The following is a 22,152-nucleotide window of genomic DNA, read 5'->3' as shown; positions in this document are numbered from 1 at the left end:
TCGGTTCGGTGTGCGCGGTGGGGCGCGGGTGGTGGGCGGAAGGTCGAAGGGTCCCCGTCAGGCGGGGACGGGCACGGGGGCCGGGGTGGCCGGGGAGAGCCCGGCGAGCCAGGCGTCGAGGTGTCCGGCGGCGGTCGCGGCGTGCTCCCCGATCATCGTGAAGTGGCTGCCGGGGCTGTCCACGGCGGTGTGCGGGAAGTCCCAGCCGGCCCGCCAGTCGCCGTCCCCGGTCCACTCGCACAGCGGCTCGGCGGCGCGCAGCAGCAGGGTGGGGCAGGCCGTCGGTTCGGGGCGCCAGTCGGCGAACAGCGGGATGTACGCGGCCCAGGCGGTGACGCGGAAGTCGTCCATCGGCGTGTAGGCGGTGGTCCGTTCGGTCATCCCGTCCATCAGCTGCGGGATCCATGCGGCCATCACCTCGCTGTCGGAGGGGTAGACGTCCAGCAGGGCCTGGCCCAGCGGTGCCCGGCCGGCCGCTTCGAGGTGGCGGGCGAGGGAGTTGGCGACCATGGCGCCGCCGGAGTGCCCGGCGAGGACGAACTCCCGCTCCCCCACGGCCTCCAGGACGGCCTCGGCCTGGGCCCGTACCAGTGCGTCCCGGTCGGCGGGCAGCAGCTCGTCGGGGCCGAAACCGGGGTGCGGCAGGGCGTACACGTCGCGCCTGCCGCGGAAGAGGGCGGCCAGGCGGGCGTACTCCTGCGCCCCCGCCAGGGGGGACATGGTGCAGCAGCACACCAGGGGCGGGCCCTGCGTCCCGGAGGCGAGGCGGACGGCCCCGGTGCTGCGGACGAGCTCGGCCGGGTCGGTGAACGTGGGCCGGAAGGAGGCGAGTTCGAGCAGCAGGCGGGTGTACTGGTCGGGCCGTCCGGCCCGGCGCGCGGCCGTGAACAGGTTGCCGAGCAGGCCTTGCCCCGCCGGGGCCGCGGACACCGGTGCGGCGGTCTCGGGGGTCCCCTGGGTCTCGGGGGTGCCGTGGCCGCGGGCGTCCAGGAGGCCGGCCAGGTGGCGGGTGAGGGACGTGACGCCCGGGTGGTCGAACAGCAGCGTGCCGGACAGTTCCAGGTCCAGCAGGCGGGCCAGCCGGTCGCGCAGCTCCAGTGCCGTCAGCGAGTCGAAGCCCAGCTCCAGGAAGTCCCGCTCCCCGTCGAGTTCGCCGTCCTCGGCGTAGCGCAGTACGGCCGCCGCGTGCTCCAGGACGGCCCGGCGCAGCAGCTGCTCGCGCAGCGCGGCGGGGGCGGCGGCGAGCCGGCCGCGCAGCTCGGCGCCGGCGGCTTCCACCGCGTCCCGTGCGTCTTGCGCGTCCTGTGCGTCCTGTGCGTCCTGCGGCCCGGTGCCGGCAGCGGCGGCGGGCCGGGGCGCCGGGGCGCCGGGGGGCTGCGGCCAGTAGTGCCGGTGCTGGAAGGCGTACGTGGGCAGCTCGGCCGTCCGTCCGCCCCACGGCCGGTACACGGCAGCCCAGTCGACGTCCGTGCCGCGCACGTGCAGCTCGGCGGCGGCGGCCAGCAGGCACTCCGGTTCCGGCCGGCCGGGGCGGAGCGCCGCGACGGATGCGACCGGGGCCCCGGTGTCCGCGACGGCCGCGAGGGACTCCCTTGCCAGGGCGGTCAGTACGCCGCCGGGGCCGAGTTCGAGGAAGGTGGTCGTGCCGGCGCCGTGCAGCCAGCGCACTCCGTCGTCGAAGCGGACGGTGTGGCGCGCCTGGCGCACCCAGTACTCGGCCGTGCGCACCTCGTCGGCGTCCACGGGCCGGCCGGTGAGGTCGGAGACGAGCGGGATGCGCGGCGCGCGGAAGCCGATCCCCTCGGCCACCCGCCGGAACTCCTCCAGCGCGGGGTCGAGGAGCGCCGAGTGGAAGGCGTGCCCGGACCGCAGCCACGTGGCCTTCACCCCGCGCGCCTCGAAGAACGCGGCCACGACCTCCCGCAGGGCTTCCTCGGGGCCGGAGAGCACGGTGGAGGCCGGGCCGTTGACGGCGGCGACGGCGACGGACGCACCGTGCGGGTGGCCGGCCAGCAGGGCGGCGGCCTCCTCCTCGCCGGCCCGTACGGCGGCCATGGTGCCGCCGGGCGGCAGCGCGTCCATCAGCCGGCCCCGGGCGGCCACCAGGGTGCAGGCGTCCTCGAGGGTGAGCACCCCGGCGGCATGGGCGGCGGCGAGCTCGCCGACCGAGTGGCCGAAGACGAAGTCGGGGGCGACGCCCCAGTGCTCCAGCAGCCGCAGCAGGGCGGTCTCCACCGCGAACAGCGCCGGCTGGGCCCAGCCGGTGCGCTGCAGCAGCGCGGCCTGCGGCGAGCCCGGCTCCGCGAAGGCGACCTCGCGCAGCGGCCGGTCGAGCAGCGGGTCGAGGTGGGCGCAGACCGCGTCGTAGGCCTCGGCGAAGGCGGGGAAGGCGGCATACAGCTCGCGTCCGGCGGCGGCCCAGCGGCCGCCCTGGCCGGTGAACAGGAAGGCGGTCCGGGCGCCGCGAACCGCCTGCCCGGTGACGAGTTCCGGGGCCGGCTCGCCGTTCTCCAGGGCCGTCAGGCCGCGGAGGGCGTCCTCGGGGCCGGCGGCGAGTACGACGGCCCGGCGTTCGAAGTGGGTGCGGGTGGTGGCCAGCGCGCGGCCCACCTCCAGCGGCCGGTCGCCGGGGTGGGCGGCCAGGTGGGCGGCGAGCTTGCGGGCCTGGCCGCGCAGGGCGGCGGGGGTGCGGCCGGAGACCGGCCAGGGCAGGACGGCGGGCGGGGCGGCGGCCTCTTCGGCGGCCCCTTCCGCCGGGGCCTCTTCCGCCGGGGCCTGTTCGAGGATGACGTGGGCGTTGGTGCCGCTGACGCCGAAGGCGGAGACGGCGGCGCGGCGCGGCTGCCCCGTCTCGGGCCAGGGGCGCGCCCCGGTGAGGAGCTCGACGCCGCCGGAGGACCAGTCGACCATCGGGGACGGCGCGTCCACGTGCAGCGTCCTGGGCAGCACCCCGTGCCGCATGGCCTCGACGGCCTTGATCACGCCGGCCATGCCCGAGGCGGCCTGGGTGTGGCCGATGTTGGACTTCACCGAGCCCAGCCACAGCGGCCGGCCGGCGGGCCTGCCCCGGCCGTAGGCGGCCAGCAGGGCCTGCGCCTCGATGGGGTCGCCGAGGGTGGTGCCCGTACCGTGCGCCTCCAGCAGGTCGACCTGGTGGGCGGCGAGCCCGGCGTCGGCGAGGGCCTGCCGGATGACGCGGCGCTGGGCCGGGCCGCTGGGCGCGGTCAGGCCGTTGCTGGCGCCGTCCTGGTTGACGGCGGAGCCGCGCAGCACGGCGAGGACCCGGTGACCGTTGCGCCGCGCGTCGGACAGCCGTTCGAGGACGAGGACGCCCGCGCCCTCGCCCCAGCCGGTGCCGTCCGCGGCGGCCGCGAAGGACTTGCAGCGGCCGTCTCCGGCCAGGCCGCGCTGGCGGGCGAACTCGGCGAACGCGCCGGGCGTCGCCATCACGGTCACGCCCCCGGCCAGTGCCAGCGTGCACTCGCCGGCGCGCAGGGCCCGCGCCGCCAGGTGCAGGGCGACCAGGGAGGAGGAGCAGGCGGTGTCGACGGTGACGGCAGGCCCCTCCAGGCCGAGGGCGTACGCCACCCGGCCCGAGATCACGCTGCCCGAGGAGCCCGTGAGCAGGTAGCCCTCGGTGCCCTCCTCGGTGCCGAGCAGGCCGGCCGCGTAGCCGGAGGAGGAGGCGCCGGCGAAGACGCCGGTGGCGCTGCCGCGCAGTGAGGTGGGGTCGATGCCGGCGCGTTCGACGGCCTCCCAGGAGGTTTCCAGCAGCAGCCGCTGCTGGGGGTCCATGGCGAGGGCCTCACGGGGGGAGATCCCGAAGAAGGCGGGGTCGAAGCCGGTGGCCGTGCGGACGAACCCGCCCACCGGGGCGTAGCCGTCGGCGGCGGGGTCGCCGTCGGTGTCCGCCCCGGTCCGGGCTCCGGCGGTGAAGCCGGCCGCCTCCCAGCCCCGGTCGTCCGGGAAGCCGCCGAGTGCGTCGACGCCGTCGGCGACCAGCCGGTACAGCTCCTCCGGGGTGTCGGCGCCGCCCGGGAAGCGGCAGCCCATGCCGACGATCGCCACGGGCTCGGCGGCCCGCGCGGCACCGGCGGCCAGCCGCCCGTTCTCCGTGCGCAGCCGTTGGTTCTCCAGCAGTGTCGTCCGCAGCGCGGCGACGACCTCGTCGGTGTTCGTCTCGCTCACCGGTATCCCTCTCCCCCTAGCTCCAGCTCATTCGGATTGCTCGTCGCCCAGCGCCATGCGGATCAGGTCCCGTACGTCCATGGCCCTGATCTCGTCGCTGCGGTCGGCCGGCGGCGGTGGCGCGGCGGCCTCGCCGGACGCGTCGGCCGCCGGGTCTTCGGTGCGCTGTGCGCCGTCCGGGCCGGCCTCGTCGGCCAGCCGCCACAGCGCCTCCAGTAGTCCCGCCTCGCGGAACCGCTCGATCGGCACGGTGGCCAGGGCTTCGCGCAGGGCCTCCTCGTCGCCGGTGCGGACGGCGGCGCCGCCGTCCGGGCCGGCAACGGCACCGGCACCGGCACCGGGCAGCAGTTCGGCGCGCAGCAGGTCGCGCAGGGCGGTCGGCGCGGGGTGGTCGAAGACCACGGTGGCCGGCAGCCGCAGGCCCGTCGCCACGTTGAGCCGCTTGCGCAGCTCCAGTGCGGTGACGGAGTCGAAGCCCAGCTCCCGGAAGGCCCGCTGCGGGTCGACGGCGGCGCCGGACGCGTGGCCCAGGACGGCCGCGGCCGCGTCGCACACGAGGTCCAGCAGCATCCGGTCCCGTTCGGATTCGGCCGCGGCGAGCAGCCGGGCGCGCAGCCCGGCCTGCGTGTCCGCGTCCGCGTCCTCCTGGGGTTCGTCGGCCGGCTCCAGCGCGTCGCGCACCTCCGGCAGGTCCGCCAGGAGCGGGCTGCGGCGGGCGATGGTGAACGCGGGGGCGAACCGCTCCCAGTCGACGTCGGCGACGGTCAGGGCGGGGGCGCCGTCGCCGACGGCGAGCGCCAGCGCGGCCACCGCCCGGTGCGGTGCCATGGCGCGCACACCGCGCCGCAGCAGTTCCCGTTCGGCGTCGCCCTCGGCCATGCCACCGCCCGCCCAACTGCCCCAGGCCACCGAGGTGGCGGCGAGGCCGAGGCCCGCGCGGTGCTCGGCGAGGCCGTCGAGGTAGGCGTTGGCGGCGGCGTAGGCGCCCTGCCCGGCGCCGCCCCAGACGGCGGCGCCGGAGGAGAACAGCACGAAGGCGTCCAGGTCCAGGGCGGCGGTGAGCTCGTGCAGGTGGCGGGCGCCGTCCGCCTTGGCCGCGTACACGGCGGCGAACTCCTCGGGGGTGACGGTGTCCAGGGCGCCCTGCGCGGTGATCCCCGCGGCGTGCACCACGGAGCGGACGGGCGTGCCGTCGGCGGCCAGTTCCTCCAGGAGCGCGGCCAGCCGGTCGCGGTCCGCGGCGTCGCACGCGGCGAGCGTCACGCGGGCTCCCGACTCCTCGAGCTCGCGGGCGAGTTCCCGTGCACCGGGGGCCTGCGGACCGCGCCGGCCGGCCAGCACCAGGTGCTGGGCGCCGTTCTCGGCGAGCCAGCGGGCCACGTGGCCCCCCAGCGCCCCGGTGCCGCCCGTGACCAGCACGGTCCCCTGCGGCCGCCACGGCCGGGCGGGGCGGCCCGCGCCGCCCGGGGCCCGGGTCAGCCGGCGGGCGTAGGCGGCGCTGTCGCGCAGGGCGATCTGGTCCTCGCCGTGGTCGGCGGCCAGCAGGGCGAACAGGCGGCGCAGCGAGCGCTCGTCGGGGTCCTGCGGCAGGTCCAGCAGGCCGCCGGGGCGGCCGGGCCGTTCGAGGGCGGCGACGCGGCCCAGTCCCCAGACGGCGGTCTGCGCGGGGCTCGTGACGGATTCCGAACGGCCCACGGCGACCGCTCCCCGGGTGGCGCACCACAGGGGGACGTCCGCGGTGTCGGCCCCTTCGGCCAGCGCCTGGAGCAGGGTCAGGGTCGAGGCCAGCTCCGCCGGCAGCCCGGCGCGGGCCGTGTGCGGCCGCTCGGCCAGGGCCAGCAGGGACAGCACGCCGGCCGGCCGCTCGGCGCGGATCCGCGCGGCGAGCTCCGCCGGGTCGGCCCCGGCGTCCGCCACGGTGATCCGGGTGAAGCCGGCGTACCCGTCGGCGATCCAGGCCGCGGTCCGCTCGATCTCGGCCCGGGCCGCAGCGTCCTCGGCCTCGGGCGTCACCAGCAGCCAGGTGCCGGTGAGGCCGCGGGCGGGGGCGGGCTCGGTGAGGGGCTTCCAGGTGGCCTTGTAGCGCCAGGAGTCGACGGCCGCCTGCTCGCGGCGTTCGCGGCGCCAGTGCGAGAGGGCGGGGAGCACGTCGCTCCAGGGCTGCTCGCCGGAGACGTCGAGGGTGGCGGTCAGCGCCTCCAGGTCCTCGCGTTCGACGGCCTCCCAGAAGGCCGTGTCCACCGGATCGGCCTGGACGGCGGCTGCCGGGGCGACGGCCTTGGGCTGCGGCCAGAAGCGCTGGTGCTGGAAGGCGTAGGTGGGCAGGTCGGTGCGCTGGGCGCCGGTGCCGTCGAAGACGGCCGTCCAGTCGACGGTGGCGCCGTTGACCCAGGCCTCGGCCAGGGAGGTGAACAGGCGGCGCAGGTCGCCTTCGTCACGGCGCAGCGAACCGAGCGCGAGGGCGTCCATCTCCGCGAGGCCGACGGCCAGGACCGGGTGCGGGCTCGACTCGATGAACAGGCGGTGCCCGTCGGCGAGAGCCGCGTTCACGGCCTGCTCGAAGAGGACGGTGTTGCGCAGGTTCCGGTACCAGTACCCGCCATCCAGCTCCGTGCCGTCCAGCAGCTCACCCGTCAGGGTCGAGTACATCGGGATCGATGCCTGGCGCGGGCTCAGGCCGGACAGCAGGTCGGCCAGTTCGGCTTCGAGCTTCTCCACGTGGGCACAGTGCGAGGCGTACTCCACAGCCACCCGGCGGGCCCGGATGCCGTCGGCTTCGAGGACGGCAACCAGCTCGGCGCAGGCGTCCGCGTCACCGGACACCACCGTCGAAGACGGCCCGTTCACCGCGGCGACGGCGAGCCGGTCGCCGAAGGTCGCGGCGATCCGCTCCGCCGCCTCGGCGGCCGGGAGGCCGACCGAGACCATGCCGCCCAGACCGGCGATCACATCGATGGCCTGGCTGCGCAGAGCCACCACCTTGGCGGCGTCCTCCAGCGACAGGGCGCCCGCCACACAGGCCGCGGCGATCTCGCCCTGCGAGTGACCGATCACGGCCGCAGGCTCGACCCCGTAGGACTTCCAGACCTCGGCCAGCGCCACCATCACCGCGAAGAGGACCGGCTGGACCACGTCCACCCGCTCCAGCGGATCGTCCGAGCGCAGGACCTCGGTCAGCGACCAGTCGACATAGGGCGCCAGGGCCGCCTCGCACTCCGCGATCCGCGCCGCGAACACCGGCGAGGAGTCCAGCAGCCCGACGGCCATGCCGACCCACTGCGAACCCTGCCCCGGGAACACGAACACGGGGGCCGAGGCCGTCGCGCGGCCGCGGATGACGTCGGCGGTGTCGCGGCCGTCGGCCAGGGCGTTCAGGGCGCTGGTGAAGTCCGGCCCGAGGGCGACCGCGCGGTGTTCCATCACGGCGCGGGTCGTCACCAGCGAGAGGCCCACGTCGACGGGCTCCGCCTCCGGGTGCCGCCCGGCGTACGCGGCGAGCCGCTCGGCCTGGCCCCGTACGGCCGCCTCGGAGCGGCCGGAGAGCACCCAGGGCACGACGGCCGGGGTGTGGCGCTCCGGGGCGGGGGCGGCGGGCTCCTCCTGCGGGGGCTGCTCCAGGATGACGTGGGCGTTGGTGCCGCTGACACCGAACGAGGAGACGCCGGCCCGGCGCGGACGGTCGGCGCCCGTGGTCCAGGGGCGGTCCTCGGTGAGCAGGCTGACCGCGCCGGCGGACCAGTCGACGTGCGGGGAGGGCTCGTCGACGTGGAGGGTCTTGGGCAGCACGCCGTGGCGCATCGCCTCCACCATCTTGATGACGCCGGCGACGCCGGCGGCGGCCTGGGTGTGGCCGATGTTCGACTTGACGGAGCCGAGCCACAGCGGGTCGTCGGCGTCGCGGCCCTGGCCGTAGGTGGCGAGGAGGGCCTGGGCCTCGATGGGGTCGCCGAGCGAGGTGCCCGTGCCGTGGGCCTCGACGGCGTCCACCTCGCCCGCGGTGAGGCGGGCGTTGGCGAGGGCGGCACGGATGACGCGCTGCTGGGCGGGGCCGTTGGGGGCGGTGAGGCCGTTGGAGGCACCGTCCTGGTTGACGGCCGAGCCGCGGACCACGGCCAGGACGCGGTGGCCGTTGGCGCGGGCGTCGGAGAGCCGCTCCAGCAGGAGCATGCCGACGCCCTCGCCCCAGCCGGTGCCGTCCGCCGCGGCGGCGAAGGCCTTGCAGCGGCCGTCGGCGGCGAGGCCGCGCTGGCGGGAGAACTCCACGAAGGCGCCCGGGGTCGACATCACGGTGACGCCGCCGGCCAGGGCCAGGGAGCACTCCCCGCTGCGCAGCGCCTGGGCCGCCAGGTGCAGGGCGACCAGTGACGAGGAGCAGGCGGTGTCGACGGTCATGGCCGGGCCCTCGAGGCCGAGCGCGTAGGAGACGCGGCCGGAGAGCACGCTGGCGCCGTTGCCGGTGGCCATGTAGCCCTCGACACCGGCCTGGGCGGCCAGCAGGAGGCCCGCGTAGTCCTGGCCGTTGGTGCCGGCGAAGACGCCCGTGGCGGTGCCGCGCAGCGAGGCCGGGTCGATGCCGGCGCGTTCCAGGACCTCCCAGGAGGCTTCGAGGAGGAGGCGCTGCTGGGGGTCCATGGCGAGGGCTTCGCGCGGGGAGATCCCGAAGAACTCGGCGTCGAAGTCGCCGGCCTCGTGCAGGAAGCCGCCGGAGCGGACGTAGGAGGTGCCGGAGTTGTCGGGGTCGGCGTCGTAGAGCCGCTCGATGTCCCAGCCGCGGTGGTCGGGCAGTGCGGTGACGGCGTCCTGGCCGGCGGCCAGGAGCCGCCACAGCCGCTCGGGGGTGTCGGCGCCGCCGGGGAAGCGGCAGCTCATGCCGACGATGGCGATGGGCTCGTCGGGGTCCGCGGCTCCGGCGGTGCGCCCGGCGGCGGGCTCGTCGGGGTCCGCCGTGCCGAACAGCTCCTCCTCCAGGTGGCGGGCGAGGAGGGCCGGGACGGGGTAGTCGAAGACGAGGGTGGCGGACAGGGCCAGGCCCGTGGCGGCGCCGAGGAGGTTGCGCAGTTCCATGGCGGTGAGCGAGTCGAAGCCGAGCTCGCGGAAGGCCTTGCCGGGCGGGACGGCGTCGGCGGAGGCGTGGCCGAGGACGGCGGCGGCCCGGGTGCGGACGAGGTCCAGCAGCAGGCGGCCGCGTTCGGCGGCGGAGCCGCGGGCGAGGCGTTCGCGCAGGGGGTCGCCGGGGGCGGGCCGGTCCTCGGCGCCGGCGGGGGCGGCGTCGAGGAGGCGGCGGACGGCGGGGACGTCCTGGAGCAGCGGTGCCCGGCGGACGGCGAGGAAGCCGGGGGCGAAGCGCTCCCAGTCGATCTCGGCGACGGCGGTGAGGGGGGTGCCGCGGTGCACGGCGCGGGCGAGCGCGTCGAGGGCGGCGTCCGCGCCGAGGGCCGGCATGCCGGAGCGGCGCATGCGCTCTTCGACGACGGCGGAGTCGGTGGCCATGCCCGCGCCGGCCCAGGGGCCCCAGGCCAGGGAGGTGGCGGGCAGGCCGAGGGAGTGGCGGTGGGCGGCGAGGGCGTCGAGGAAGGCGTTGCCGGCGGCGTAGTTGGCCTGTCCGGCGTTGCCGAGGAGGCCGGCCAGGGAGGAGTAGAGGACGAACGCGTCGAGGTCGAGGTGGCGGGTCAGCTCGTGCAGGTGTGCGGCGGCATCGGCCTTGGGGCGCAGCACGGCGTCGATGCGGGTGTCGGTGAGCTGGTCGAGGACGCCGTCGTCGAGGACGCCGGCGGTGTGGACGACGGCGGTGGGCGGTTCGTCGAGCCCGTCCAGCAGTGCGGCCAGGGCGTCGCGGTCGGCGGCGTCGCAGGCGGCGAGGGTGACGCGGGCGCCGAGGGCGCTCAGTTCGGCGGCGAGTTCGGGGGCGCCGGGGGCGTCGGGGCCGGAGCGGCTGGTGAGGACGAGGTGTTCGGCGCCGCGGGCGGCGAGCCAGCGGGCGGTGTGGGCGCCGAGCGCGCCGGTGCCGCCGGTGACGAGGACGGTGCCGCGCGGGGTCCAGCCCGCGGCGTCCTGCGCGGGGGCGGGGACGTGGGCGAGCCGGCGGGCGAAGGCGCCGGCGGGGCGGACGGCGACCTCGTCCTCGGCGCCGCCGGTGAGGACGGCCAGGAGCAGGTCGCCGCCGCGGGTGTCGAGGGTGGCGGGCAGGTCGACGAGGGCGCCCCAGCGGTGGGGGTGTTCGCGGCCGGCGGTCTTGCCGTAGCCCCACAGCAGAGCCTGGGCGGGGGCGTCGGCCGGGTCGGCGGGGCCGGTGGAGACGGCGCCGCGGGTGGCGCACCACAGGGGGGCGCGGACGTCGGCGTCGCCGAGGGCGAGGAACAGGTCGTGGGTGCGGTGGAGCAGGGTCCGGCCGGCCGCGGTGCCGAGGGGGTCGTCGGCGGCGGCTCCGGTGGCGGTGGTGGCGGCCGCGGCGTCGAGGGCCAGCAGGGACAGGACGCCGTCGGGCGGGGTGAGCTCGCTCAGCCGGGCGGCGAGCGCGGTGCGGTCGTCGGCGCCGGGGGTGAGGGGCAGGACGTGCACGCCGCGTCCGGCCAGCGCGTCGAGGACCTCGCGGGCGGTGTCCGAGGGGTGTTCGGGGAGCACGACGAGCCAGGTGCCGGGGGCTCCGGCAGGGCGGGCGGGGGACAGCGGGCGCCAGGTGACGTCGTAGCGCAGCGGGTCCGTGGCCGGGGCGGCCGCGGCGGCCTGGGCGGGCGCGGCGGTGAAGGTGCGCGGGGTGGGCCAGTAGCGCTGGTGCCGGAAGGCGTAGGTGGGCAGGTCGACGACGCGGCCGCCGGTGAGGACGGGGCGCCAGTCGGGGCCCGCGCCGCGTACGTGCAGCCGGGCGAGGGCGTCCAGCAGGGCCTGCGGCTCGGGCCGGTCGGAGCGCAGCAGCGGTACGGCTTCGGCGGCCGTCGCGGTGTCGCCGCCGGTGGTGCCGGTGCCGGCGTCGGCGGTCTCGGCGAGGCATTCGCGGGTGAGCGCGGTCAGGACGCCGCCGGGGCCGAGCTCGACGAAGGTGCGTACGCCGCTGTCGTGGAGCCGGTGCACGGTGTCGGCGAAGCGGACCGCCTCGCGGACGTGGCGCACCCAGTGCTCGGGGGTGCACAGCTCGGCGGCCGGGACGGGCCGGCCGGTGAGGCCGGAGACGACGGGCAGGGCCGGGGGCGCGTACGTGAGCTCCTGCGCGACCTGCCGGAACGCGTCCAGCATGGGGTCCATGAGCGGGGAGTGGAAGGCGTGGCTGACGGTGAGCCGCTTCGTCTTCACGCCCCGTGCGGCGAGGGTGGCGGCGATCTCGGCGACGGCGTCGGCGGCGCCCGAGACCACCACGGACCGGGGGCCGTTGACGGCGGCCACGGCCACGTCGGTGCGGCCCGCGAGGAGGGCTTCGACCTCGTCCTCGGGTGCGCGTACGGAGACCATCGCGCCGCCTTCGGGCAGCGCGGCCATGAGCCGGCCGCGGGCGGCGACGAGGCGTGCGGCGTCGGGCAGGGACAGCACCCCGGCGACGTGGGCCGCGGTGATCTCGCCGACGGAGTGGCCGGCGAGGTGGTCGGCGCGCAGGCCCCAGGTGGTGACGAGGTGGTGGAGGGCCGTCCCGAGGGCGAAAAGCGCGGCCTGGGTGAAGTCGGTGCGGTGCAGCAGCTCCGCACCGGCACTGCCTTCTTCGGCGAAGAGCACCTCGCGCAGCGGGCGTTCCAGGTGGGGGTCGAGGTGGGCGGCGGCCTCGTCGAAGGCGGCGGCGAACGGCGGGGAGACGGCGTACAGCTCGCGGCCGGCGCCGGGGCGCTGGGAGCCCTGGCCGCTGAAGAGGAAGGCGGTCTTGCCGTCGGAGACGGTGCCGCGCACCAGGCCGGGGGCGTCGTCGCCGGCGGCGAGGGCGTCCAGGGCGGTGAGGAGGGCGTCGCGGCCGGGGGCGGTCAGGACGGCCCGGTCCTCGAAGGAGGTGCGGGCGGCGGCCAGGGTGTGCGCGATGTCCGCGGTGTCCTGGCCGGGGTGGGCGGCGAGGTGGGCGCGCAGGGCGGCGGCCTGGGCGCGCAGGGCGGCGGCGCCGCGCCCGGACAGCAGCCAGGGGGTCGCGAGGCCGGTCGCGTCGGCGGGGGGTTCGGGGGCCGGTTCGGCGGGGGCCTCTTCGAGGATGGTGTGGGCGTTGGTGCCGCTGACGCCGAAGGAGGAGACGCCGACCCGGCGCGGGCGGTCGGCGCGGTGCCAGGGGCGGGCCTCGGTGAGGAGGGCGACGTTTCCGGCGGTCCAGTCGACGTGCGGGGTGGGGGCGTCGACGTGGAGGGTGCGCGGCAGGGTTCCGTGCCGCATCGCCATGACCATCTTGATGACGCCGGCGATGCCGGCGGCGGCCTGGGTGTGGCCGATGTTCGACTTGAGGGAGCCGAGCCACAGGGGGTCGTCGGCGTCGCGGTCCTGGCCGTAGGTGGCGAGGAGGGCCTGGGCCTCGATGGGGTCGCCGAGGGTGGTGCCGGTGCCGTGCGCCTCGACGGCGTCGACCTGGTCGGGGGTGAGGCGGGCGTCGGCGAGGGCCTGGTGGATGACGCGTTGCTGGGCGGGGCCGTTGGGGGCGGTGAGGCCGTTGGAGGCGCCGTCCTGGTTGACGGCGGAGCCGCGGACCACGGCGAGGACGCGGTGGCCGTTGCGGCGGGCGTCGGAGAGGCGTTCGACGAGGAGCACGCCGACGCCCTCGGCGAAGCCGGTGCCGTCGGCGTCGGCGGAGAACGCCTTGCAGCGGCCGGACGTCGACAGTCCGCGCTGGCGGCTGAAGCCGATGAACATGCCGGGGGTGGCCATGACGGTGACGCCGGCGGCCAGCGCGAGGGAGCACTCGCGCCGGCGCAGCGACTGGCAGGCGAGGTGGAGGGCGACGAGGGAGGAGGAGCAGGCGGTGTCGATGGTGAGGGAGGGGCCTTCGAGGCCGAGGGCGTAGGAGACGCGGCCGGAGACGACGGCGGCGGCGCTGCCGGTGGCCAGGTATCCCTCGAGGCCGTCGGCGACCTCCTCCGATCCCATCAGCAGGGCCGGGTAGTCCTGGCCGTTGGTGCCGGCGAAGACGCCGGTGCGGCTGCCGCGCAGCGACGCCGGGTCGATGCCGGCCCGCTCGAAGGCCTCCCAGGAGGTTTCCAGCAGGAGGCGCTGCTGGGGGTCCATGGCGAGGGCCTCGCGGGGGGAGATCCCGAAGAAGGCCGGGTCGAAGTGGCCCGCGTCGTGGACGAACCCGCCGTCGCGGGCGTAGGAGGTGCCCCGGTGGTCGGGGTCGGCGTCGAACAGCGTCTCCAGGTTCCAGCCGCGGTCGGCGGGGAACGGGGTGAGCGCGTCGACGCCGCCCTCGACCAGGTCCCACAGTTGTTCGGGGGACCCTACGCCGCCGGGGAAGCGGCAGCTCATGCCGACGATGGCGAGCGGCTCCGTGTCGCGTGCCTCCGCTTCGCGGAGCCGCTCGTGCGCCGTTTCCAGGTCCGCGGAGACCCGCTTGAGGAAGTAGCGCAGTTTCTCTTCGTTCGCCATCTCGGGCGCCATCAGGGGTACTCCATCGTCGGCTGGTGGACGGGACGGGGGCGGTGGGTCAGGAGATCCCGAACTTCTTGCCCAGCAGGTCGAACATCTCGTCGTCGGACGCGGTCTCCATGACCTGTGCGGCGGTGGCCTTGACGGCGGGTTCGCCGCCGCCCTGCCAGCCGGCGACGAGGTTCTGCATCCGCACGAGGAAGCGGGTGCGGTGGGGGTCCTCAGGGTCGAGGCGCGACAGTGCCGACTCGATGCGGTCCCACTCCGCCAGCGCGGCCAGGTCGTCGTCGGCGCTCTCCTGCGGCGCGACGAGGGTGAGCAGCTGCTCGGCGAGGCGGGCGGCGGTGGGGTGGTCGAAGGCCAGCGAGACGGGCAGGTGCAGGCCGGTGGTGGCGGCGAGCCGGTTGCGGAGCTCGACGGCGGTGACCGAGTCGAAGCCCATGTCGCGGAAGGCCCTCTTGACGTCGACGGCTTCCGGTCCGGGGTAGCCGAGGACGGCGGCGACGTGTCCGCGCACCAGGTCCAGCAGGGCGTCCTGGCGTTCGGTGGCGGTCAGGGCCGCCAGCCGTTCGGCCAGAGCAGGGCCCTGGGCGGCGCCCGCGTCGCGCGCGCCGTCGGCGAGGGCCCGTACCTCGGGCACCTCCGACAGCAGCGGGCTGGGCCGGGTCGCGGTGAACGCCACGTGGAAGCGTTCCCAGACGATGTCGGCGACGACGGTGGACGCCTCGCCCCGGTCGACCGCGGCCTGCATGGCGGCGGTGGCCAGTTCGGGCTCCATCTCGCGCAGCCCGTGCCGGTTGAGGATCTCGCCGAAGGCCCCGTCGGCCATGCCTCCGCCGCCCCAGGCGCCCCAGGCCACGGAGGTGGCGGGCAGGCCCCGGTCGCGGCGGGCCTGGGCGAGGGCGTCGAGGAAGGCGTTGGCGGGGGCGTAGTTGCCCTGGCCGGGGGTGCCGACGGTGCCGCCGAAGGAGGAGAACAGGACGAATGCGTCCAGGTCCAGGCCGGCGGTGAGCTCGTGCAGGTTGACGGCGGTGGTGGCCTTGGCGCGCAGGGCCCGCTCCAGCCGCTCGGTGCCGAGCGCGTCGATCACCCCGTCGTCGAGGACGGCGGCGGTGTGCACGACGGCGGTCGGCGGCTCGTCGAGCCCGGCGAGCAGCGCGGCGAGCTGGTCGCGGTCGGAGGCGTCGCAGGCGGCGACGGTGACCTGTACGCCGGTGGCGCGCAGTTCGTCGGCGAGTTCGCCGGCGCCGGGGGCCTGGGGGCCGCGGCGGCTGACGAGGAGCAGGTGTTCGGCTCCGTTCCCGGCGAGCCAGCGGGCGACCTGGCCGCCGAGGGCGCCGGTGCCGCCGGTGACGAGGACGGTGCCGCGCGGCGCCCAGGTGCGGGCGCCGGCCTCGGCGCGGCGCGGGGCGCGCACCAGGCGGCGGACGAACGCGCCGGCGGGGCGCAGGGCTATCTGGTCCTCGTCGCCGGCGGCGGCGAGGACGCCGGCGAGCCGGGCCCGGACGCGTTCGTCGCAGGACGCGGGCAGGTCGATCAGGCCGCCCCAGCGCTCGGTGTGCTCCAGGGCGGCGACCCGGCCCAGGCCCCACACGAGGGCGTGTTCGGGGGTGTCCAGGGTGTCGGTGCGGCCGACGGAGACCGCGCCGCGGGTGGCGCACCACAGGGGTGCGGTGATCTCGGCGGCGCCGAGGGCGCGCAGCAGCGCGACGGTGCCGGCGAAGCCGGTGGGCACGGAGGTGTGGGCGGGGTGCGGGGTGGTGTCGAGGGCCAGCAGGGACAGGACGCCGCCGACGGCGGGGACGGCGGCGGCCGCGTCGCGCAGCCGTGCGGCGAGGGTGCCGTCGGCGAGGTCGGCCGCGCCGACGGTGACGCGGACGACGTCGGCGCCGTGTTCGGTGAGGGCGGTGGCGCAGGCCTCGGCCTCGGGGCGGTCGTCGCCTTCGGGGACGGCCAGCAGCCAGGTGCCCGACAGGGCGGGGACGCCTGTGTCGGTGAGCGGCTTCCAGGTGACCCGGTAGTTCCAGGAGTCCATGGTGGAGCGGGTCTGGTGCTGGCGGCGGTAGTGGGACAGCAGCGGCAGCAGTCCGGCCAGCTGGGCCTGCTGGGTGTCGTCGTCGGCGGCGAGGGTGCCGACGAGGGCCTGGAGGTCCTCGCGTTCGACGGCCTCCCAGAAGGCGGCGTCGACGGCGGCGTCGGAGGCGGAGGCGGCGGGCAGCCGTGCGGCGATCCCGTCGCCGCCGTTGACGACGTCCTCGATCCAGTAGCGGCGGCGCTGGAAGGCGTAGGTGGGCAGGTCGACGCGGCGGGCGCCGGTGCCGGCGAAGACCTCTTCCCAGGCGACGTCCAGGCCGTGGGCGTGCGCCTCGGCCAGGGAGGTCACGAAGCGCGGCAGGCCGCCCTCGTCGTGGCGCAGGGTGCCGACGGCGACGGCCTCGCTGCCGCGGGAGTCGAAGGTCTCGGTCATGCCGACGAGGAGCACCGGGTGGGGGCTGACCTCGACGAAGACGCGGTGTCCCGCGATGAGGGCGGTGCCCACGGCCGGCTCGAAGAGGACGGTGTTGCGCAGGTTGCGGTACCAGTAGGCGCCGTCCATGCCGGTGGTGTCGAGGAGTTCGCCGGTCACCGAGGAGTAGACGGGCAGGCGGGCGGGGCGGGGGGTGAGCCCGTCGAGCAGTTCGGCGAGCTCGGCCTCGATGTTCTCGACGTACGCGGAGTGGGAGGCGTAGTCGACGGCGACGCGGCGGGCGCGGACGCCTTCCTGGCGCAGCGCCGTGACGAGCTCGTCGCAGGCGTCGGTCTCGCCGGAGACGACGGTGAGGGTGGGGCCGTTGACGACGGCGACGGACAGGCGGCCGTCCCAGGCGGCGATGCGGGCGGTGGCGTCCTCGGCGGACAGGGCCACGGCGACCATGCCGCCGAGCCCGGAGAGGGCGTTGATGGCCCGGCTGCGCAGGGCGACGACCTTGGCGGCGTCCTCCAGGGACAGCGCGCCGGCCACGCAGGCGGCGGCGATCTCGCCCTGGGAGTGGCCGATGACGGCGCTGGGGGCGACGCCTGCGGACTCCCAGACGGCGGTCAGCGCGACCATCATCGCGAACAGCACGGGCTGGACGACGTCGACCCGCTCCAGGGCCTCGCCGGAGCGCAGCACCTCGGTCAGCGACCAGTCGACGTACGGTTCGAGGGCCTTCTCGCAGTCGGCGATCCGCTCGGCGAACACCGGTGAGGAGTCGAGGAGTTCGACGGCCATGCCGGTCCACTGGGCGCCCTGGCCGGGGTAGACGAAGACAGGTCCGGCGCCGGACCTGGCGGCGGCGGCGCGGACGACGTCGCCGGTGGTCTCGCCGCGGGCCAGGGCGCTCAGCCCGGCGATCATGGCGTCGCGGTCGGGGCCGACGACGACGGCGCGGTGCTCGAAGGCGGCGCGGGTGGTGGCCAGCGAGTAGGCGATGTCGGCGGAGTCGACCTCGGGGTGGGCGGCGGCGAAGGAGCGCAGCCGTTCGGCCTGGCCGCGCAGGGCCTGTTCGGTGCGGCCGGTGACGACCCACGGCATGACCGGGCCGGCGGCGAGGCCGGAGCCTTCGCCGGCGGTGGCGACGCTGTCGTCCTCGTACTGTTCGGCGTGTTCGAGGATGACGTGGGAGTTGGTGCCGCTGACGCCGAAGGAGGAGACGCCGGCCCGGCGCGGGTGGTCGAGCTCCGGCCAGTCGCGGCCCTCGGTGAGCAGGGCGACCGCTCCGGCGTTCCAGTCGACGAGCGGGTTGGGTTCGCGTACGTGCAGGGTGGGCGGCATGACGCCGTGGCGCAGCGACATGACGACCTTGATCAGGCCGGCCAGGCCGGCGGCGCACTGGGTGTGGCCGATGTTGGACTTGACGGAGCCGATGTACAGCGGCTGGTCGGCCGGCCGGTCCTGGCCGTAGGTGTTGATCAGGGCCTGGGCCTCGATGGGGTCGCCGAGGGTGGTGCCGGTGCCGTGCGCCTCGACGAGGTCGACCTGCTGGGCGGAGAGGCGGGCGTCGGCAAGGGCCTGCTGGATGACGCGCTGCTGGGCGGGACCGTTGGGGGCGGTGAGGCCGTTGGAGGCGCCGTCCTGGTTGATGGCGGAGCCGCGCAGCACGGCGAGGACGGGGCGGCCGGCCTTGCGGGCGTCGGAGAGGCGCTCCACGAGCAGCATGCCCAGGCCCTCGCCCCAGCCGGTGCCGTCGGCGTCGGCGGAGAAGGCCTTGCAGCGGCCGTTGGTGGACAGTCCGCGCTGGCGGGAGAACTCGGTGAAGGCTCCGGGGTTGGCCATGATGGTGGCCGCGCCGACCAGTGCCATCGAGCATTCGCCCTTGCGCAGCGCCTGCGCCGCCATGTGCAGGGCGACCAGCGAGGAGGAGCAGGCGGTGTCGATGGTGAGGGCGGGGCCGTTGAAGCCGTAGGTGTAGGCGATGCGGCCGGAGGCGACGCTGGGGGTGTTGCCGATGCCCAGGTAGAGCTCGGTGCCCTCCGGCGGGTGGATGACGGTGCCGCCGTAGCCCTGGAAGGTGGTGCCGACGTAGACGCCGGTCTGGCTGCCGCGCAGGGTCGCCGGGTCGATACCGGCCCGTTCGAAGACCTCCCAGGACGCCTCCAGCAGCAGCCGCTGCTGGGGGTCCATGGAGAGGGCCTCGCGCGGGGAGATCCCGAAGAACTCGGGGTCGAAGTCGGCGATGTCGTAGATGAACCCGCCTTCGAGGGCGTAGTCGCGGTCGGGGTCCTCGGGGGCCTGGAAGAAGACCCCCTCGAAGTTCCAGCCGCGGTCCTCGGGGAACGGGGACAGGGCGTCGACGCCGCCCGTGACGAGGTCCCACAGGGCTTCCGGCGAGTCGAGTCCGCCGGGGAACCGGCAGGCCATCGCGGTGATCGCGAGCGGCTCCTGGTCCCGGCCCTCGACCGAGCGCAGCCGCCCCCGGGTCTCCTGCAGTTCGGCCGTCACGCGCTTGAGGAAGTGACGGAGCTTGTTGTTGTCGTCTTCGGTGGTCATGGTGTGCCTCACCCCTCCCGGGCGATTGAGTTCGGACGGAGCGCCGGTGATCAGGAGATCCCGAACTCGTCGGTGATGAAGGCGAAGATCTCGTCGTCGGTGGCGCTCTCCAGGTCGCGGGCGTCTTCCTGCTGCGCCGTCGCGTGCCCGGGGTGGCCCCATTTCGCCAGTACGTCGTTGAGTCGCATGCCGATGCGCAGCCGGTCGGCCTCGTCGGCGGGGACCGGGCCCAGCAGGGCCTCCAGCCGGTCGATCTCGGCGAGCAGCGGGGCGATGCCCGCCGGTTCGCCGGGGACGATCTCGGCGCCCAGGTAGGCGGTCAGCTCGGCGGGCGTCGGGTAGTCGAACACCAGCGTCGCGGGCAGCCTCACGCCGGTCGTCGCGGCCAGCCTGTTGCGCAGGTCGACGGCGGTCAGCGAGTCGAACCCGAGCTCCTTGAAGGAGGATTCGGCGCTCACCGCGTCGGCGGAGTCGTGGCCGAGGACCACGGCCGCCTGTCGGCGCACCAGGTCCAGGACCGCCCGGTTGCGGTCGGGTTCGGGCAGGGCGGCCAGGTGCTGCGCGAAGTCGGCGCCCGCGTCGCCGGCGGCGGCCTCGGCCGCACGGCGCACCGGGGTGCGCACCAGCTTGCGCAGCAGCGGCGGCAGTCCGCCGGCGGCGGCCTGGCCGCGCAGGGCGGCGGTGTCCAGGCGGACCGGCAGCAGTTCGGCCTCGCCGGTGGCGAGCGCGAGGTCGAACAGGGCCAGTCCGGTCTCGTCGGACAGGCCGAGGATGCCGCCGCTCTGCATGCGGCGCCGGTCGGCCTCGTCGAGGTGTCCGGTCATGCCGCTGGCCTGGGCCCAGAAGCCCCATGCCAGCGAGGTCGCGGCGAGGCCGTGCCCGCGGCGGCGGCGGGCGAGGGCGTCGAGGAAGGCGTTGGCGGCGGCGTAGTTGGCCTGTCCGGAGCCGCCGAGCACGCCCGTGGCGGAGGAGAACAGCACGAACGCGGCGAGGTCGTGGTCGCGGGTGAGTTCGTCGAGGTGGACGGCGGCGTCTGCCTTGGGCCGCAGGACGGCGGCGAGCCGGTCGGGGGTCAGGGACTCCACGACGCCGTCGTCGAGGACGCCCGCGGCGTGGACGACGCCGGTCAGCGGCCGGGGCGTCGCGGCGAGGAGCCGGGCCAGCTCGTCGCGGTCGGCGGTGTCGCAGGCGGCGACGGTGACCTCGGCGCCGGCCTCGGCCAGTTCGGCCCGCAGGGCGTCGGCGCCCGCCGCGGCGGGGCCGCTGCGGCTGACGAGCAGCAGGTGGCGCACACCGTGGGCGGTGACCAGGTGGCGGGCGAGGAGCCCGCCCAGCACGCCGGTGCCGCCGGTGATCAGGACGGTGCCCTCGGGATCGAAGGCGGGGCCGGCCGCGTCCTCGGCGGGTGCGGCCGCCCGGACCAGGCGCGGAACGGTGACGTTCCCGTCGCGGACCGCGAGCTGCGGTTCGCCGGTGGCCAGGGCTGCGGGCAGGGCCCGCCAGGAGGCGTCGGAGCCGTCGACGTCGGCCAGGACGAACCGGCCGGGCGCCTCGGACTGTGCGGAGCGCAGCAGGCCCCACACGGCGGCGGCGGCCGGGTCGGCGGCGGCGCCGGCGGCGGTCGCGCCGACGGTGACCACGGCGAGCGGGACGTCTGCGGGCGCGTCCGCGGACAGCCACCGCTGTACGTCGGCCAGTGCGCGGCGGGTCGCGGCGTGGGCGCGCTCCGCGGGGCCGCCCGTGCCGGCGGTCCCGGCGGCGGCGAGGAGCACCAGGTCGGGGGCGGCGGCGCCGGCCTCGAGCGCCGCCGTCAGCTCGGCGGGGTCCGCGTGGTGTGCCGCCCGCACTCCGGCCGCGGCGAGGGCGTCGCCGAGGTCCGGGGAGCCGATGACGGCGAGCCGCTGGACGGCCGGGGCGGCGGCGGGCGCGTCGGCCCACTCCACCCGGAAGAGGGAGTCGCCGTGGGCCCGTCCGGCGTTGCGCAGTTGCTCGGGGGCGATCGGCAGCATCGTCAGGGACTCCACCGTGGCCACCGGGGCGCCGGTGGCGTCGGCGACCGCGAAGGCGATGCCGTTGCGACCGGTGTGGGAGAGCCGGACGCGCAGGGCGCCGGCGCCCGCGGCGTGCAGGGTGACGCCGCGCCAGGCGAACGGCAGCCGCGGCTTGCCCTGGTCCTCGTCGGCGATGGCGCCGTCGAGGAAGGTGCCGAGGCCCATCGCCTGGAGGGCGGAGTCGAGCAGGCCGGGGTGGACGCCGAAGGCGGCCGCGTCGGCGCGCGCCTCGGCGGGCAGCTCGACCTCGGCGTAGATCTCCTGGCCGAGCTGCCAGGCGGCCCGCAGGCCCTGGAAGGACGGCCCGTAGCCGAAGCCCTGGCGGGCGGCCTCCTCGTAGACGCCGTCGAGCGGCAGTTCCCGGGCACCGCGCGGCGGCCAGACGGACAGGTCGACGGGACGGTGGGTGCCGGTCTCGGCGGGGGCCAGGACGCCGGTGGCGTGGCGGCTCCACTCGGCGTCGGGGTCGCCGGCCGGCCGCGAGTGCACGGAGAGGGTCCGTCGTCCGGTGTCGTCGGCGGCGCCGACGGCCACCTGGATCTGGCGTCCGCCCAGCTCGGGCAGGAGGAGCGGCGCCTGGAGGGTGAGCTCCTCGACGCGGCCGCAGCCGACCTGGTCGCCGGCGCGGACCGCGAGTTCCACGAAGGCCGTGCCGGGGAAGATGACGGTTCCGACGACTGCGTGGTCGCCGAGCCAGGGGTGCGAGTCGACGGACAGGCGGCCGGTGAACAGGAATCCGTCCGTGTCGGCCAGCTCCACGGCGGCTCCCAGCAGCGGGTGCTCGGCCGCACCGAGGCCGGCGGAGCCGATGTCGCCGAGGGGGGTGCGCGGTACCTCGAGCCAGTAGCGGCGGTGCTGGAAGGCGTAGGTGGGCAGGTCGGTGCGCTGGGCGCCGGTGCCGTCGAAGACCGCCGTCCAGTCGACGGTGGCACCGTTGACCCAGGCCTCGGCGAGCGAGGTGAACAGGCGGCGCAGGTCACCTTCGTCACGCCGCAGCGAACCGAGCGCGAGGGCGTCCATCTCCGCGAGGCCGACGGCGAGCACCGGGTGCGGGCTCGACTCGATGAACAGGCGGTGCCCGTCGGCGAGAGCTGCGTTCACGGCCTGCTCGAACAGGACGGGGTTGCGCAGGTTCCGGTACCAGTAACCGCCGTCCAGCTCCGTACCGTCCAGCAGCTCACCCGTGAGAGTGGAGTACATGGGTACGGAAGACTGGCGGGGGTTCAGACCGGACAGCAGGTCGGCCAGTTCGGCTTCGAGCTTCTCCACGTGCGCACAGTGCGAGGCGTACTCCACCGCGACCCGGCGGGCCCGGATCCCCTCGGCTTCGAGGGTGGCGACGAGTTCCTCGCAGGCGTCCGCGTCGCC

The 22,152-nt window shown here is 76.4% G+C and carries 3 protein-coding genes and 1 pseudogene; all 4 read right to left on the bottom strand.

Features of this window, described 5'->3' with window-relative positions:
* Positions 1-57: 57 nt before the first annotated feature.
* Positions 58-4,077: pseudogene (locus ACFVXK_RS18730) on the bottom strand (type I polyketide synthase); the annotation flags it as partial.
* A 138-nt stretch (positions 4,078-4,215) separates the two neighbouring features.
* Positions 4,216-13,722 (bottom strand): type I polyketide synthase, encoded by a 9,507-nt coding sequence (locus tag ACFVXK_RS18725; protein ID WP_389612995.1) that lies wholly within the window; start codon positions 13,720-13,722, stop codon positions 4,216-4,218.
* A gap of 58 nt (positions 13,723-13,780) precedes the next feature.
* Entirely contained in the window at positions 13,781-18,733 is a 4,953-nt protein-coding gene (locus ACFVXK_RS18720; RefSeq protein WP_389612993.1) for a type I polyketide synthase, read from the bottom strand.
* Between the two features lie 50 nt (positions 18,734-18,783).
* A partial coding sequence (locus ACFVXK_RS18715) for an SDR family NAD(P)-dependent oxidoreductase (RefSeq protein ID WP_389612991.1) occupies positions 18,784-22,152 on the bottom strand: 3,369 nt, incomplete at its 5' end.

It is taken from the genome of Streptomyces sp. NPDC058157 (assembly GCF_042884105.1).
GTDB lineage: Bacteria > Actinomycetota > Actinomycetes > Streptomycetales > Streptomycetaceae > Streptomyces.
The sequence above is the reverse complement of the archived record's forward strand: the minus strand, read 5'-3'. Positions and strand labels throughout refer to the sequence as shown.